This is a genomic window from Paenibacillus marchantiae, assembly GCF_028771845.1.
GTDB classification, from domain to species: domain Bacteria; phylum Bacillota; class Bacilli; order Paenibacillales; family Paenibacillaceae; genus Paenibacillus; species Paenibacillus marchantiae.
In genome coordinates this window covers 6,502,461-6,518,120 of record NZ_CP118270.1, presented here as the reverse complement: position 1 = coordinate 6,518,120, position 15,660 = coordinate 6,502,461, and the positions used below count along the sequence as shown (strand labels likewise).

Sequence of the window (15,660 nt, the reverse complement as noted above, 5' to 3'; positions counted from 1 at the left end):
GAGGAGTTAAATTAATATGAAAAAATGGATCAAACCCTTCACAGCAATGCTTATGGCTGTATCTCTGATTGGTGGACTTGGTGGCGCAACGACAGCATCAGCTGCCAAGAGCACAGAGAAAGGTAAAATTGTCATTAACGGTTCCTCCGCATTGCTTCCGCTGACACTTCAAGCTGCCAGCGAATTCAAAAAAGATAATCCGAAAGTTAAAATCTCCGCTTCTGCAGCAGGTTCCATCACAGGTCCTCAATCCGTTCGTAAAGGGATCGCGGACATTGGCGCCGTAGACTGGGATGCATCCAAAGATGTACCTGGCTTCAAGAAATTTGATGGCTTGGTAGCCAATCCGGTAGCTGTAACAGTGTTCACGGCTGTCGTTAATACCAATGTGGGTGTAAGCAATCTGACAACAAAACAACTGCAAGACATCTTCTCCGGCAAAGTGACTAACTGGAAGGAAGTCGGCGGATCGGATGCGAACATCGTTGTGGTTAACCGTAAATTTGGTTCCGGTACACGGGTTAACTTCCAACAAAAAGCACTGGATGGCAAGGACTTCATGAGCAAAGGGGATAACTACAAAGAGGTTGGCTCCAGCGGTGATATGAAAACAACGATTGAAACGACACCAAATGCAATCGGTTATATTGACCTTCCGTATGTAACTAGCAAAATGAAGGCTGTATCCATCAATGGCGTAGCACCAACAGAGAAAAACGTCCTGAACAAAACATACAAAGTATGGGGCATTGGATATTACATGACCAAAGGTCAACCTACAGGAGCAACCAAAGCGTTCATCGAGTATATCCAAAGCAGCAAGTTCCAGAACGGTTCCCTGAAAAAACTGAAATTCATTCCGCTTGCTGCCGTTAAATAACGAAAGCTAAGAACGTTCATCATTCTCGCATTTCATAAGGAAAGGGATAGCCAGCTTCTGCGCACGGTCGCCAAGCTGGCTTCTCTATGTGAAAGGAAGAGCCCTTCATGATCGATTTAAATCCATCCACGAACAGCCCTGCTCCGAGTGAGCTTGGTTCAAGCATCGGCAAGGCTCCCGGATCGGGAACCGGGTTTGACCGTAAGGCGCGTTTAAGATGGTCCAATAAACTGTTTCGCATGGTCTGTATTGGCAGTACATTATTCGTTTGTCTGGTTCTGTTATGCATTCTGGTCCTTATGCTTCGTACGGGCGTTCTTACCTTTGCGGATGTTTCGCTCAGCGAATTCTTTTTCTCTACCAACTGGGACCCGGAAAATGAGCATTACGGGGCGCTGACCTTTATTCTGGGAACGCTGGCACTGACGGGGCTCACGATGTTGTTTGCCATTCCCATCTCCGTCATCATTGCCGTGTTTCTGGCCGAAATGACGCCAAAATGGCTCCGCCATATTCTGCGACCCGTATTGGATCTGTTGGTGGGTATTCCTTCTGTGGTATACGGTTTCTTGGGACTGACGATTCTCATCCCCTGGCTTAGGGATATCAGTGGACATGATCTGGCGGACGGTTTGCTCGCAGCGTCCATCGTTCTGACGATTATGGTGCTGCCTACCATTAGCCGGATCAGTGATGATGCCATATCTGCTGTACCGAACAAATACCGGGATGCAGCTTATGCACTTGGTACGAACCGATTCCAAACCATAACTCGTGTGGTCTTGCCTGCTGCAAGAGGCGGAATCATGTACGCCGTCATTCTCGGGATGACTCGTGCCATTGGAGAAACGATGGCGGTGGTGATGGTCATCGGCAATACGGCGCAGCTCGCTAACAGTCTGTTTACACCAACAGCGGTGCTGACAAGTAATATCGTCATGCAAATCTCAAGCGTCGAATTCGATTCCACCTGGAATCACGGGCTGTATATGATGGGCTTTATCCTGCTTGCCATTTCCATCTTGATGATTGTAGCCGTAAGAATGCTTCAGAAGAAAGGGGGACGCTACTCATGAGTATGAAGAAACAGGCGAACGCTGTCCCCTCCTATTCGTTCGGCAAACGTAGGGGTACATCCACGCTGATGGACCGGATTTTTACGGGCATGGTATGGGGTGTAGGGATTATCGTCATTTTATTCATTGTTGGACTGTTATTTCTTCTTCTGGAAAAAGGGCTGCCTTTGCTGAGCTGGGACTTTCTATATGGTGTTCCAAGCGAGATTGAAGAAGGAGGAGGAATTGGGCCGGCGCTGTTCAACTCGTTCTATGTGCTGATTCTATCCCTCCTGATCTCGATTCCCATCGGCATGGCGGCCGGAATTTATCTAGCGGAATTTGCTCCAAACAACAAACTCATGGAGATCGTGCGGATTTGCGTGGAGGGACTGTCTTCTGTTCCATCCATCATCTTTGGTTTGTTTGGTATTGCCCTGTTTGTAGAGTTCTTCGAAATTGGTCTTACGATTCTGGGCGCCGCCGTCAGCCTTGCCTTTCTAAATCTGCCTGTGCTTACCAGGGTAACCGAGGAATCGGTTCGGGCGGTTCCGGTTGAACTTCGTAATGCGTCCTTTGCACTTGGCTCTACCCATTTGCAGACGATCCGTAATGTATTGCTGCCGGTGGCTATAAACGGGATCATGACAGGCATTTGCCTCACTGCAGGTCGGGCATTTGGTGAGAGTGCCGTCATTATTCTGACCGCAGGGGTGTCTACATCCGGGGAAATGTGGGATTTCAATTTGCTATCGCCGGGAGGAACCCTTGCTGTGCATCTGTGGTACATTCAATCCGAAGCGATTGTGCCCGATGCCGAGGAAATTGCGCAAAAGACAACGGCTGTGTTGATCTTTGTGGCCTTGCTCATTAATATTCTGTTCCGTGTGCCAATTTGGCTGAATGCACGCAAAAATCAAGCCTGATAGATCAGAATGATGGCAATTAGTTGAACTATGCATTTACACGAGAACGTAGAGGACAGAAATAAGCTGGAGAAGCGGAGCGTTCGCCTTTATACCCGGATTTTCACCTAATTAAAAGGGAATGAAAAAAATCTGGGGATAACAGCGATCGGAAGGTTGTTCTGTCATCGGAGTGGCAAGTGTAAATATGTTTAGTTCAACTTCCAGCAATACATTCAAATTCAACACCGGGAGGAACTATTGTGCGGTCAATCATTGAGATCAACAAATTGAATTTATATTACGGTCAGTTTCAGGCGCTAAAGGATGTTTCCATTGAAATTCCGGAGCGGGCCATTACCGCTTTTATCGGACCGTCGGGCTGTGGCAAATCGACGCTGCTGCGAACCCTCAACCGCATGAATGACCGGATACCCGGCACACGGATTGAAGGTAAAGTGGCCGTAGGGGGAACCGACATCTACAGTGGTGAAGTTCATGTGGAAACCATTCGCAAGAAGATCGGTATGGTTTTTCAGCAGCCGAATCCCTTTCCAAAATCCATATACGATAATGTGGCCTTCGGCCCAAAACAGCACGGTATCCATGGTAAGAAGAAGCTGGATGAAATCGTGGAACAGAGCCTGCGTTCTGCTGTCCTGTGGGATGAAGTAAAGGATAACCTGAAGCGTTCCGCGTTAAGTCTATCCGGAGGACAACAGCAGCGCCTCTGCATCGCACGTGCACTGGCAGTGGAGCCGGACATTCTGCTTATGGATGAGGCTACGGCGTCGCTTGATCCCGTCTCGACCTTCAAGATCGAGGAGTTGGCTCATGAGTTGAAGGAACGTTATACCATCGTGATGGTCACACACAATATGCAGCAAGCAGCTCGGGTCTCCCAACAAACGGTTTTCTTCCTGAATGGGGAGGTTGTGGAATACTCTGCGACCCAAGATATGTTCGCCGAGCCCGTTGATTCGCGTACGCAGGACTATATCAGTGGTCGGTTTGGTTGATTCTGAATCGGCAAGAGGTGGAAGTCTTTCAGATAGTTATCTGGAAGGCTTTTTTCTAATTTTGATTAGTTCAACAGACCACGTTGCTCCAGTAATTGTGTCGTAACCTTCCACAGCTTGTTTTGCATTCCAGTATCTCCGCCTGGATACACAGGAGTAATGGATGCCCCGCTTCCAACATTGAAATACCCTCCCGTTACTTCTCCAAAATTCGGCTCCACAGCCAACCGGGTCATAATGTCCGTACCCCGCCGTGGGTCGCCGATGTGTAAAAACGTTAGAATGTGCTCAAGCACACTCGCAAACCATAACTCCCGACCAAGACCCGTAACATTAAATCCCGGATTTAAAGCATTCACACAAATTCCAGTTCCATCCCAGTGACGGGCAAGTTCGCTAGTAAACATAATATTCAGCAGTTTGGTTTTGCCATAGATGGCGGAGGAGCCGCGTGCAGTAAAGGGATCGGTATCCGTTAAGTCATCGGGCAGCACCAGTGTGCCATGATTCCGCGAGGCTTCAGATGCAACATTGACGACTCGAGCGTGGCCTGCCCGAATCAGGGAAGAATGCAATGTGTGCGTTAGCAGCCAAGGTGCCAAATAGTTCACGGCGATCATCTCGGCAAACCCTTCGGAAGTGACTCTTTGTTCAAAAGCATGAAGACCCGCATTATTCAAAAGTACATCGATACGCGGATAAGCGGCTGCGATTTCAAGCCCTATACGTTTTACATCGCTCAGTAAGGACAAATCTCCAAAGAAAAAGTTGATCTTGGCGGATGGCTCAATTTCCCTGATTTTGTTTCTGGTGGTCTCGGCGCGTTCTTCGCTTCTAGCTGTGAGTACAAGATGTGCACCACGTTTGGCAAGTTCAATGGCGGCAAGCTGCCCCAGTCCACTTGTTGCTCCGGTAATTACAATAATGGGTTGTGTTGTTCTCATAATGAGGTCTCCTTTTGACACGAATAGGGTCGAACTATATAATGGACATAAATCAACTATATATTTTAATTGATATTTGTCAACTATATATTCATAAGCCTACTTTGATGTATCGAGGAGAGGGGAACAACAATAATGAGTGAAAACCCGGTTAAAACCAAAGATAGAGAAACTCTGGAACTGGCACTTGGTGAGCAGATCCATGCGCTAATTAGTGCTTCGCATGCGCTCAATGTGCGATCTGCCGAGCGTTTTGATGCGACTATGCAGCCTGCCGCTTTTCATTTGGTGCGGTGGTTGTATTCTTACGGTCCTACAAGCGCCGCAGCTTTGGCAGAAGCGACGGCTATGGACCGCAGTTCGGTAAGTCGTTTGATTAAACAACTTGAGAAGGCAGGGTATGTAAGCAAGGAGCCGGACCCCGAAGATCGGCGCGGCGTTTTGTTGTCTTTGACGGAGCTTGGTCAACAATCGACGGTGGGTGCGCTCAAGGAGAAGGAGTCAACTTTTTATGAACGCATATCGGGATGGAATGAAGAGGAACTGGAACGTTTCACCACTATGCTTCGGCAGTTTAATGGGTTTAATGTTTAGGGAGAGGTATCATTTCACAACCCGTTAACTTACCCTTCACAAAAGTAAACATGTAAAAGCTAAATCAAAACCCAGTCAAACTCAGAGTACCTACGGATTCAGGGCGCATTGCGTCTGTGCATTCGTGGGTTCTTTTTTTATATTAGGCAGATGCTCCGTCCTCAAATATTTACAAAGTCCTTCATTTATACCTCTTCAGCACCTCTGTTCTGCTAATTCTCTTCCTAATGCTCCACTAGCTGTGGTGGAACTTTCCTGAATGGTGAACAAAATCTGAATTTTTCTTCACCCTCTTGCAACCTCTCTCTAGTCCATTCCAGCACCTCAATATGGAGGATGATAGAGCATAATCTTCGTAGATACAGCAAAAGAAATCGTTAACGAAATATAAAGTGATGCAGGGATATGTCAAATTTTTAATAGGCGCTTTCATTGCGTTGACCCTGCCCTCAAAGTTTCTTATATTTACTCCCGACACAACAACTCAGAACGGTGGTGGGATGATTTTGTTCAACAATAAAGGAAAGAAAATGCTCGCTATGCTTACGCTTATACCACTGGCTACGGGCCTTGTCATGGGAGCTTTCCCTGCTGCGGTAACCTATGCGGATGCGGGAGATAACACACCAACCAACAGCTCGGCAACAGGTTCATGGCAAACGGGGGATTTGCACGTACATACGTTTGAGTCCGATGATGCGCAGAATTCGTTGGAAAATGTACTCGACGCAGGACTGACGAAGTATGGTCTGGACTGGATCGCGCTTACGGATCATTTGCGGTTATCCAAGCGGGATCAGAACGGAGTAGACATTCCAGGTGGATCGATTCCGATGTCCAAAGGGATGAATGAATACCAGGTGCCACAGATCAAAGGACTTCAGGAAGCGGGCAAATATGCAGGCAAAACGATCTTCTCCGGTTTCGAATGGGACATGCCGACACATGAACACGTTGGTGTAGGTATTCTCACAGATGAGCCGAATTCGACCGAAGCGCTGGAAGCTGCAAACGAATTTGAGTATCGTTTTACCAATCGGGATGCGAGTCTATTTGATGCGGCTGACGTAGCGGATTGGAATCAGACGGGAGGACGTGCCTATACGACCCATCAGGATGCACTAGCTGCTATCAATTGGCTGGCAACCAAGTATCCAACGACGAGTTATGCGATGATCAATCACCCTTCACGGGGCAAAAACAAATATACCATCGCGGACTTCCGTGAGTTCAACGATCTGGCTCCACAAGTTGTTTTTGGTATCGAAGGTATGCTGGGCAACCAGATGGAACCGGATCGCGGCGGGTATAACACGAGCTACAACGTAGCCAATCCGACCGCAGATGATGGATACAAATACCGTACATACGGCGGTGTGGACTATATGGTCGCCAAGGTGGGCGGTTTGTGGGATGCATTGTTGGGAGAAGGGCGTCACTTCTGGAACTATGGTAATTCGGATTACCATTTCAAGACAATTGGCACGAATTCCAGCGGTTATTTTCCGGGCGAATATGCCAAGACCTATTCGTGGGTTGATGGTACTGGGATGCAAGCCGTGCTGGAAGGACTGCGTTCGGGGAAATCATTTTCCGTATTCGGTGATCTGATCAACGCACTGGACTTCACGGCTTCCGGCGCGGGTACTCAGGCTGAAATGGGCGGAGACCTGGGTGTGACCCAAGGTGACGAAGTGGAACTGAAAATCCGTTTCAAGAGTCCAACCACGAGCAACAACTATGAAAAACCAATCAACAGCGGCACGTCCGCTGGACAAGTACCGGTGGTCGATCATGTCGATCTCATAGCAGGAGATGTGACGGGCAAGGCCGAGAAGGGCACAGCCGCCTATTCCAAAGATACTAACGACTCTACCAAAGTGCTGGCAACCTTTACGTCCAACGATTGGACGACAGACGCCGAAGGTTACAATGTCATCACGTACAAGATCAAAGCAACGGACCAGGATAAATATTATCGCCTGCGCGGTACAAATCTGGGCATGAACGTTTCTGGTGAGACCGTAAATGGTGAACCGCAACTTGACCCGAAGATCACAACAGCGGATGCAGAGACTCGGTTCAACGAGATCAATGATCAGAACTATCGCGACCTGTGGTTCTACTCTAACCCGATCTTCGTGAATGCCACACCTTACAGTGATGCACAGGCGGTAACGGATACGCTTCAAGCGATTGATCTGGGCGATCTGAACGCGGTCACTTCCGACCTTACCCTTCCTGTTGAAGGAAAACATGGAGCAACGATTAGCTGGTCCAGCTCCAACCCGGAATTGATGGATGTACAGGGGAAACTTATTACACAGCCTGAGAATAATGAGCGACTGGAATTGACGGCAACGGTACAACGTGGCAGCGAAATGGATACCAGAACGTTCACTGTCATTGTGGAAGGAACAAATAATCAGGTATTGGTGTTAAAAGGTAACATGACCACCGCTGACGGCCAGCCGTATCATACGGATACATGGACAAACCAGTCCGTAACGGTTAGTGTAACCAGCGCAGTATACGCCCCTGCTACTTCCGCAATCATTGAGTTGTCTCGTGATGGAGGGCAGACGTACGAACCGTATACAGAGAATACGCCTTTGGAGATAACGGAGTCGGGAGAAAATAAGCTGCTATTCAGAGCGACAGACGATTTGAACGAAACCTATACTTTACCATTGGTGGTCAAAATAGATCGCGAAATTCCTGTCATCACCCTGCAAGGCAACAGCCAAATGTCATTAACCGTGGGAGATACGTATAACGAGCCTGGAGCACAGGCTACCGATAATGTGGGCATCAATGGTTCCGTGCAGATGGACGGCACAGTGAACACACAAGCGGCGGGGATCTATACCCTTCGTTATAACGTGAAAGATATTGCCGGCAATGCTGCACAGGAAGTCACACGTACGGTTATCGTACAAGCCCGTTCGGGCAATGGCGGCGAGGGTTCAGGTAGTGATGGAGGCAATTCCGGTGGAAGCACACCTAGCGTGCCAACAACGCCTACCGTTCCAACCACACCAACCAACCCGGATACGGGATCAGATTCAACTACTGAAGTGAAGGTAGAGGTTGAAGCGAATCAGCCAGTACAAACGGGTCTGAAAGACATCGTGCAATTCAACGCTCCGGCTGGAGCCATTGGGGAAAAAGATACATTGCAGCTGTCCGTTGTATCCAAGGACCAATTACAGAATACAGCTTCGCTGAATGTTCTGGGCCAAGCAGTACAGATTACTCGCAGTGGAGGACTGACATTGAACGATCAGGCAGCCCTGAGTCTGCAATATGATGCTTCCAAGCTGACTCAAGGAACACAGCCAGCGATCTACTATTATAATGAAGCCCGTCAGAGCTGGGTATTCATTGGTGGCAAGACGAATGCAGCAGGAACAGTATCGGCAAATGTGAATCATCTGGGTACCTTTGTTGTGTCCAGTTACACAGCTGCTAGTCTGTCCGATCTGAACGGACACTGGGCATCCGACTATGCAGATCGTTTGATTGGCATGGACGTTATCCAGGGCTACACAGATGGTACATTCCAATTATCCAAGAAGATTACACGGGCAGAGTTTGTTACGTTAATCAGTAAGGCACTGGCCTTGAAGTCCGTGCAGTCGGATACGTCGTTTGCAGATCAAGGCAGTCTGCCAGACTGGGCGAAGAGAGATATAGCCGCAGCCGTGCAAGCCGGAATCGTAAAGGGCTATGGAGACAACACGTTCAAACCTAATCAGACGATTACTCGTGCGGAGATGGCTGTGATGATGGCGAATGCATTGAAGTTAAGTGCAGATGCACAATCGGGAACGAGCAATGATGCTGTAAAACCAAGCTTCACTGACGAGTTGCAAACTCCGGCTTGGGCACAAGATGCACTGAATACAGCCGTTCAGGCCAAAATTGTGAACGGATATACGGACAATACGGTTCGTGCAGGGAATATGACTACCCGTGCGGAAGCCGCGGCAATGATCTATAAGCTGCTATTGGCGCTGCATGTTTAACTAGTAAATTAAAAATGTTTAGCAAAAGAGAAGTACCCCGTAAAGAGGTACTTCTCTTTTTTTTCTTAATACAATGGTCGCGATCTACTTATTTTAAAATAACCACAAAACCCGTACATCATTTCTGTAACGGTTTTTGTGGCCTTCTTATTTTAATAGAGATCATGTGCACATTATTGCACATCGTATGTGAATCACGACCCTTGAGGCTGCCTGAACTCTTTAGGGGTCATTCCACATTTTTCTTTAAATATCCGATAAAAGTACTTCATATCCTGTATTCCAACCTCTCTGGCAATGGTTTGCACACTCCAATCGGTTTCGGATAACAGTTCACAACTTCGTTGTATACGTTTATTTTGTATCATCTGTGTCAGGGTGAGCCCGGTAACCTGCTTGAATGTTCTTTGGAAATGGCGAGGGCTTATGGCAAATCGTTCACACAAACGAGTAAGAATGGCGGATTCATTATAATGACTGGATATATAGTTCACTGCAAGTTGAATGTGGTCGGTCAGATCTCCTTGTGCAGACTGAAGATCACTTGGCTCGGCATGCCGTATGCGAGTTAACAAGTCCATCAGATGAAGATACAGTCGGTAACGATAGCCGGATTCCTTACATTGAAGTTCAAGGTGTAAAGAGTACATGATCTTCCCGAATTCTTTCTTGTTCTCCGTTACTTTGAAGCCGTTCCCCAGAGTACGAAATGGTTGAGTGAGCTCATCAATATCATCATAGATCATGCGGTCACCGATGGCTTGAGGCCCCGATAATATGTGCTTCTCCACAAGGCAATTCATGAGCGTGACAGACTGATTCAATGTGGTCTGGAACACATGTCTCGTATCTGTAGGAATGAACAACAGGTCTCCACGAGTGATTGGGATACAGCTGTCATCGATCGAGAGTGTTCCTTGACCTGCCATCACATAAGACAATTCATAAAATGAATGCGCATGCTTCTGACATTGGTTATTTCGTATTTCTACCGGATGCATGGAAATGGGAGTGTCATGGAAAGGGTGCTCCATGTAATAGGTTGAATCGTTAAAATTCATAAACAGGAGGCCCCTCCCTCTTCAATTTTTTATTATTTAATTTTAATGGATTAAGCGAGTGACTTCAATCAATCAGATGTCGCATTTGCCCATAGGCTGGTCGCCCTAGACCATTTTTTATATAGGGTGAAGTCCTTAAAATGAACATGAATAAAGGAATGGAGGAGAGAATCAAGTGACATCAACATTAATGAGTACATTGCCTCAGACAAGAAAGCCTTATTTACTTCGTAAAGGAGAGGGCACGAGTTATACGTTCGGTAAACAGGTAGTTACAGTCATGGCGGATGCTGACAGTACAGGAGGACAGTTCGAAATGTTCACCATCGCCGGGAGTAAGGGAGAGGTGTTTCCCCTCCATTTTCATAACAGTAGCTACGAATCTTTAATGGTTCTGGAGGGAAGAGTTGAGTTGGTAATCGACGGGCAATATCATCTTCTAACTTCTGGAGACTATGCAAATATACCGCCAGGGACAAGGCATGCCTATCGGTTTGCAGGTCATCGAAATCGTATGGTTTCCTATTCATTACCTGGGAATATCACGTCTATCTTTCCTGTCATCGGTTTGGCCTATTCTTTCAAGGATTACCCACCGCAGCCCCTACACGAATGGACGCAAGAGGATTTGATCCGAGCCTCCGAGGTAGCCGATATTTGTTTTGAAGATGGGGAGTTACAGTGGGGTGCTTCCCAGCTTGTTGAGACAGGAGTAGTGTACGGCGGAGTCGTTCCTTATGTATTGGAGAGCGGGGAAGGGGATCGTCTCTTAACGGGAGATCAATTGCATCGCATTCTTGCGTCTCAGAAAAATACAGATGGCGCCTACATTTTTGTATCTACGGAAGGACCGAAGGGTGAACCTATTGTAGAGCATTATCATGAGAATCATGTGGAAACTTTTTATTGTGTACAAGGCCAGATGACCATGTGGGCGAATGGAGAAGAAGTTCAGCTTCATGAAGGAGACTTCCTCCACGTGCCGGAAGGTACTACCCATGCCTATCGTCTCGATGCACCGTATACCCGCTTTGTTGGAATGCTGGAGTGCGGTTTGTTTGAGCCATTCTTCCGCATATTGGGAGAGCCTTATGAACATTTTATTTTCCCGAATGAACCTGGCCCGCTACGGATGGACCGCGTTATGGCTAATATGGATACTCTGGATCTGAAAGTGGTTGCCCAATCACCGTTGCATCGCAACTGAGTATATGATGGATAAAAAAACAAACCTTACACAACAATCACAATCGTATAAATTAGTTTGGATTTTGGCTTTTGCGATGGTTATTTCCGTGATGAATTCCACCATGTTTAATGTGGCACTGCCTGATCTTAGAGCGGAATTCGGACTGACTTCTTCCCAGGTTAGCTGGGTGGTAACCGCGTATATTATTATATACGCCATAGGGTCAGTAACGTATGGCAAGCTGGCTGATATGTTCAAGCTGAAAAATTTGATTACATTTGGATTATGCTGCTTTGCAATGGGGTCGCTAATCGGAGTACTGGCGGACAGTTATATGTTCATCATTGTGGCTCGAATTCTACAATCGATAGGAGCGTCCGTTATCCCGGCCTCTTCCATGTTGATTCCAATTCGTTATGTGGCTGAAGAAAATCGTGGCAGAGCATTGGGGATTACTTCGGCTGGTATGGCTCTTGGGACAGCGATTGGTCCAATCATTGCCGGGTTCGTTCTTAGTATGGCAAGCTGGCGTTTTCTCTTCGCGATTTCCATTTTGGTACTTGTTACATTACCGTTCTTTCGAAAATATCTGGGTAATGACAAGGGTGTAAGAGGACAGGCAGATCTTCCAGGGGGGCTATTGCTGGCTGGCGTTATTACACTGTTAATGCTTGCGATTACAAGACAAAGCTTGCTCTTGTTGCTGCTGATGTTAGTGACGCTCGTACTGTTCTGGATAAGGATGAGAAGATCGTCAGCACCGTTTATATCTCTTGAATTGTTTAAAAACAAACGCTACTCTCGCGGACTTCTCATTGGGTCCATGGTGTTGACTTTGAATTTGTGTGTGCCTTATCTGATCCCCCAGATGTTAACCAGTCTTAATCAGTTGTCTGCGTTACAGATTGGTTTGGTGATGTCGCCTGGAGCCTTGTTTGCCGCATTATTTGGACTCTTGGGCGGGCGTATTACGGATAAAAAAGGGAATCGTTATCTGTTTTCGTGGGCTTTTGGACTGCAATTTATTGCGTATACACTACTGTATATTTTTACAGGTGGTTCGTATGGTGTAGTGCTGTTTGTTCTTATCGCTGCGAATACAGGGCTGACATTTGCCCAGATTGCTCTGGCGAATACCGTATCCAGAACCTTGCCGAGGCATGAGGCGGGTGTTGGTATGGGTGTCTATATGATGTGCAGCTTTATCGCTGGTGCGATCGGAACGTCGATTCTTGGAACCACATTGGATGCAAAAGGGGCAAGCACTCAAGTATTCGGTTCCATTTATATCTTTTTTGGGATATGGATTGTGGTCTCCGCAGTATTGTTTCTTTCCTTTACCAAAAAGAGAGAGTCCGAATCTGCATCAACCTAGGTTGTACTTGGTATCGTCGATTTAAAATCGATAGAAGTTTTCTGTCATACGCAAGTTATTGAACAGGCTGTCCCACAAGTCCTCTAAAGGATGGAGCAGCCTGTTTGTTATGTTTACGGAAAGATCTCAGTATCCTGAAGCTACAGTAAAAAGATCGGGATAAATAAGGCAGGGAGCAGGTTCAACACTTTGATCTTCGTAATCTACAAGATGTTTAACCCCGTATAAAGCGTCAGAATACCGCCAATTAGAGTAATTTCGTTCATGATATTCAACGTCATGAAGATGGATAAACAATAAATCAATTTTTCAAGCAAGATTTCACTCCTGAATTCACCAAACTGAGTTTAGAACATCATCGACTTCTTTGATTCTTGTGACAGATGGTGTATGAATTAGATTTCCTTTGACCATGACCATAGAAATGTCTGACAAGGCCTCAATATGTTCCAGCGGATTTTGTTTTAGGATAATCAGATCGGCATGTTTTCCGATATCCACCGTCCCTGTAACATCGTCAACACCGAGGATCTTCGCATTGGTTCGAGTCACCATGTCGATGACCTGTTTGTTGTTCAGGTTGGCCTGTCTCATGTAATGGTCCATCTCTCTCCACATATCATAGTGAGTCACGTAAGGCATGGCGGCATCGGTGCCTATCCCGATGGTGATGTCGTTTTCGGTCGCTTGTTTTACACCTTTGAGCATGGAATCATAGACCAGTCTGGAATTTTCTTTTACCGTTGCACTTACCTTCGTTACGCTGGTATCCAGTGAAGCGGATGGATAAGCGGCTTGTAGGGTGGGGATGAGTGCGGTGTAGCCATTCAGGGCATTGGGATTATTTTTGTACAAACGAATGATTTCGTCGTCCATCTCCGAACCGTGCTCAATCGTATCGACGCCACCTTGTAACGCAATTCTTACGCCTTCCGTGCTCTCAACATGCGCTGCTACCCGCAAACCAATCTTATGCGCTTCATGGCAGATCGCCGCAACTTCGTCCACCGTCATCTGTAAACGTCCAGCTTCGCCCACCATCTTCGCATCCGTCACGCCGCCCGTCACACAGATTTTGATCAGATCCACGCCGTGTTTCACATTGATCCGTACATTTCTTCGTGCTTCCCACGGGGAGTCGCCAACCAGAGCGAGGAATGGAGCACCATGTCCGCCCGTGACACTTAGGAAAAACCCGGAGACGAGCAGATTAGGTCCGACAAAGCACCGTTGTTAATTTCATCCCGCAGCTGGACGTCGGTGTAAAAGAATTCCCCCACACTACGCATCGTTGTTACACCCGCATGGAGTGCGGTCAGCGCGTTGCGTTTCATTCGTTTTTTCAAAACGTTTCTGCCAAACTTGGTGTTCAATATTCGATCATAGGCAAACTGCAACATGCCTTCACTGACCGAGAGACTGAACGGTTTACCGTCTGCAAAGAGGTGCACGTGTGCATTGATCAATCCAGGCATCACGTATTTCCCTGAAAGGTCGATTGTAGTGTAGTGACTTGGGATAAGCAGTTCGTTATCTTGGCCGATAGTCTGAATAAGTCCTTGTTCATTGACGAGAATCGTCATGTTTTTTTGCAGATTGCGGCTTGAGTCGCCGTGGATCAGATTAACGTTTTTCAATGCGTATGCGGTGTTCATATGGTGTTCCTCCTTAGAAAGTGGGTGAGGTGATAGTTAGGGTAACAAAGATACCTATTTCAATAATGAATAAATAATTCATTTTTAGGTTAAAAAAATAGGCTGATATATATGATGAAGTTTTTTTGCGTGCAAACCAAGTGAAGTTGATCTGATCTGCACGCTTTGTCTACCCGGCATAAATGATGAGATGGAGCGTTATTCGTTGAGACTCTTCATACCGTACAGTCTGTAGACATACAACGCTTCGAAAATTTGCTTCCGGCTGTCCTCACTCATATCCCGCTTCAATAGATCCAAGTTCATGTCGATCACGTTGTGCGCGAGAATGTTCAGCAAGATCAAATTCTCTTCGGTTCCGATCTCATATCGTTTATATTGATTTTTGAGATACGCCTTCTTGGTTTCGATCATCAGCTCAACAAGCTCATTTTTGGCGTTGGTGTAGATGGTACCTTTATTCTTTTTAAAGATGATCACGATCTGATTCCGGTATTTCCGTAGTACATCTACCTGTTCCTGCAACAGCGCCGACTTTCGCTCGCTATCCGTTTCCTCGAACAAGGTCTGGTTATCAAAGTGAATCGTCTCCACCAGCACATTCTTCAGATAATCCACCAGATCCGGCGGCACGACGGCGTAGAATAGATCTTTCTTGTTCTTAAAATAAGTATAGATATTGCCCACGGAAATATTGATTTCATTCGCAATATCGCTCATCTTGGCATCGACATAGCCTTTCTCAAAAAAGACCTTGAGCGCCGCGTATTCAATTTCTTTCCTGACTTCGTCTTTCTTGGCTTGCACCATCGGGAACGACTCCTTAATAGTGAATGGTTGGTTCGTTATTAGGATAGACCTTTTTGGAGGGGGGTGTCAATATTTTAAATATATACTGAAAACACTATGAATTTATAGGTACGGTGATACTCATGGCTACTTAGAAAATAGCGAT

At 46.6% G+C, this 15,660-nt stretch carries 13 protein-coding genes; 8 read left to right on the top strand and 5 right to left on the bottom strand.

Annotation, left to right across the window (positions count from 1 at the left end):
• Positions 1 to 16 precede the first annotated feature (16 nt).
• The 4 genes from PTQ21_RS29295 to pstB all read left to right on the top strand — a co-directional run bounded on the left by PTQ21_RS29295 (position 17) and on the right by pstB (position 3,859).
• The gene (locus PTQ21_RS29295; RefSeq protein ID WP_063565318.1) at positions 17 to 880 is read left to right on the top strand and encodes a phosphate ABC transporter substrate-binding protein; all 864 of its coding nucleotides are present in this window, start codon (positions 17 to 19) and stop codon (positions 878 to 880) included.
• 107 nt (positions 881 to 987) lie between these two features.
• Positions 988 to 1,956 (top strand): phosphate ABC transporter permease subunit PstC, encoded by a 969-nt coding sequence (gene pstC, locus PTQ21_RS29290; protein ID WP_274568133.1) that lies wholly within the window; start codon positions 988 to 990, stop codon positions 1,954 to 1,956.
• Positions 1,953 to 2,861: a phosphate ABC transporter permease PstA gene (gene pstA / locus PTQ21_RS29285; RefSeq protein ID WP_274568132.1), complete on the top strand. Its 909-nt coding sequence runs from the start codon at positions 1,953 to 1,955 to the stop codon at positions 2,859 to 2,861. Before pstC ends, pstA begins: the two co-directional genes overlap by 4 nt.
• Before the next feature lie 242 nt (positions 2,862 to 3,103).
• Positions 3,104 to 3,859: a phosphate ABC transporter ATP-binding protein PstB gene (gene pstB / locus PTQ21_RS29280; RefSeq protein WP_170867890.1), complete on the top strand. Its 756-nt coding sequence runs from the start codon at positions 3,104 to 3,106 to the stop codon at positions 3,857 to 3,859.
• 65 nt (positions 3,860 to 3,924) lie between these two features.
• On the opposite strand, the gene PTQ21_RS29275 is transcribed toward pstB, so the two are convergent.
• Positions 3,925 to 4,803, bottom strand: a complete 879-nt coding sequence (locus PTQ21_RS29275) for an SDR family NAD(P)-dependent oxidoreductase (RefSeq protein WP_274568128.1) — start codon at positions 4,801 to 4,803, stop codon at positions 3,925 to 3,927.
• Between the two features lie 135 nt (positions 4,804 to 4,938).
• Between PTQ21_RS29275 and PTQ21_RS29270 the strand changes: the two genes are divergently transcribed.
• On the top strand, positions 4,939 to 5,397 hold the full coding sequence (locus PTQ21_RS29270; RefSeq protein WP_072734664.1) for a MarR family winged helix-turn-helix transcriptional regulator: 459 nt from the start codon (positions 4,939 to 4,941) through the stop codon (positions 5,395 to 5,397).
• Between the two features lie 506 nt (positions 5,398 to 5,903).
• Positions 5,904 to 9,425, top strand: a complete 3,522-nt coding sequence (locus tag PTQ21_RS29265) for an S-layer homology domain-containing protein (RefSeq protein WP_274568124.1) — start codon at positions 5,904 to 5,906, stop codon at positions 9,423 to 9,425.
• 194 nt (positions 9,426 to 9,619) lie between these two features.
• On the opposite strand, the gene PTQ21_RS29260 is transcribed toward PTQ21_RS29265, so the two are convergent.
• The gene (locus tag PTQ21_RS29260; protein ID WP_274568123.1) at positions 9,620 to 10,486 is read right to left on the bottom strand and encodes a helix-turn-helix domain-containing protein; all 867 of its coding nucleotides are present in this window, start codon (positions 10,484 to 10,486) and stop codon (positions 9,620 to 9,622) included.
• Positions 10,487 to 10,676: 190 nt separating this feature from the next.
• On the opposite strand from PTQ21_RS29260, the gene PTQ21_RS29255 reads away from it, so the two are divergent.
• Positions 10,677 to 11,693 carry a quercetin 2,3-dioxygenase gene (locus PTQ21_RS29255; RefSeq protein WP_274570584.1) on the top strand — a complete coding sequence of 339 codons (1,017 nt, stop codon included), beginning with the start codon at positions 10,677 to 10,679 and terminating at the stop codon, positions 11,691 to 11,693.
• Positions 11,694 to 11,700: 7 nt separating this feature from the next.
• Complete coding sequence (locus PTQ21_RS29250; protein WP_420800387.1) at positions 11,701 to 13,050, top strand: MFS transporter; 1,350 nt, start codon at positions 11,701 to 11,703, stop codon at positions 13,048 to 13,050.
• Positions 13,051 to 13,383: 333 nt separating this feature from the next.
• Here PTQ21_RS29250 and PTQ21_RS29245 read toward each other — a convergent pair whose 3' ends face one another.
• The 3 genes from PTQ21_RS29245 to PTQ21_RS29235 all read right to left on the bottom strand — a co-directional run bounded on the left by PTQ21_RS29245 (position 13,384) and on the right by PTQ21_RS29235 (position 15,515).
• Complete coding sequence (locus PTQ21_RS29245; RefSeq protein WP_274570582.1) at positions 13,384 to 14,259, bottom strand: amidohydrolase family protein; 876 nt, start codon at positions 14,257 to 14,259, stop codon at positions 13,384 to 13,386.
• Positions 14,235 to 14,705 (bottom strand): amidohydrolase family protein, encoded by a 471-nt coding sequence (locus tag PTQ21_RS29240; RefSeq protein ID WP_274568122.1) that lies wholly within the window; start codon positions 14,703 to 14,705, stop codon positions 14,235 to 14,237. Before PTQ21_RS29240 ends, PTQ21_RS29245 begins: the two co-directional genes overlap by 25 nt.
• Before the next feature lie 198 nt (positions 14,706 to 14,903).
• The gene (locus PTQ21_RS29235) at positions 14,904 to 15,515 is read right to left on the bottom strand and encodes a TetR/AcrR family transcriptional regulator (protein ID WP_274568121.1); all 612 of its coding nucleotides are present in this window, start codon (positions 15,513 to 15,515) and stop codon (positions 14,904 to 14,906) included.
• Positions 15,516 to 15,660 lie beyond the last annotated feature (145 nt).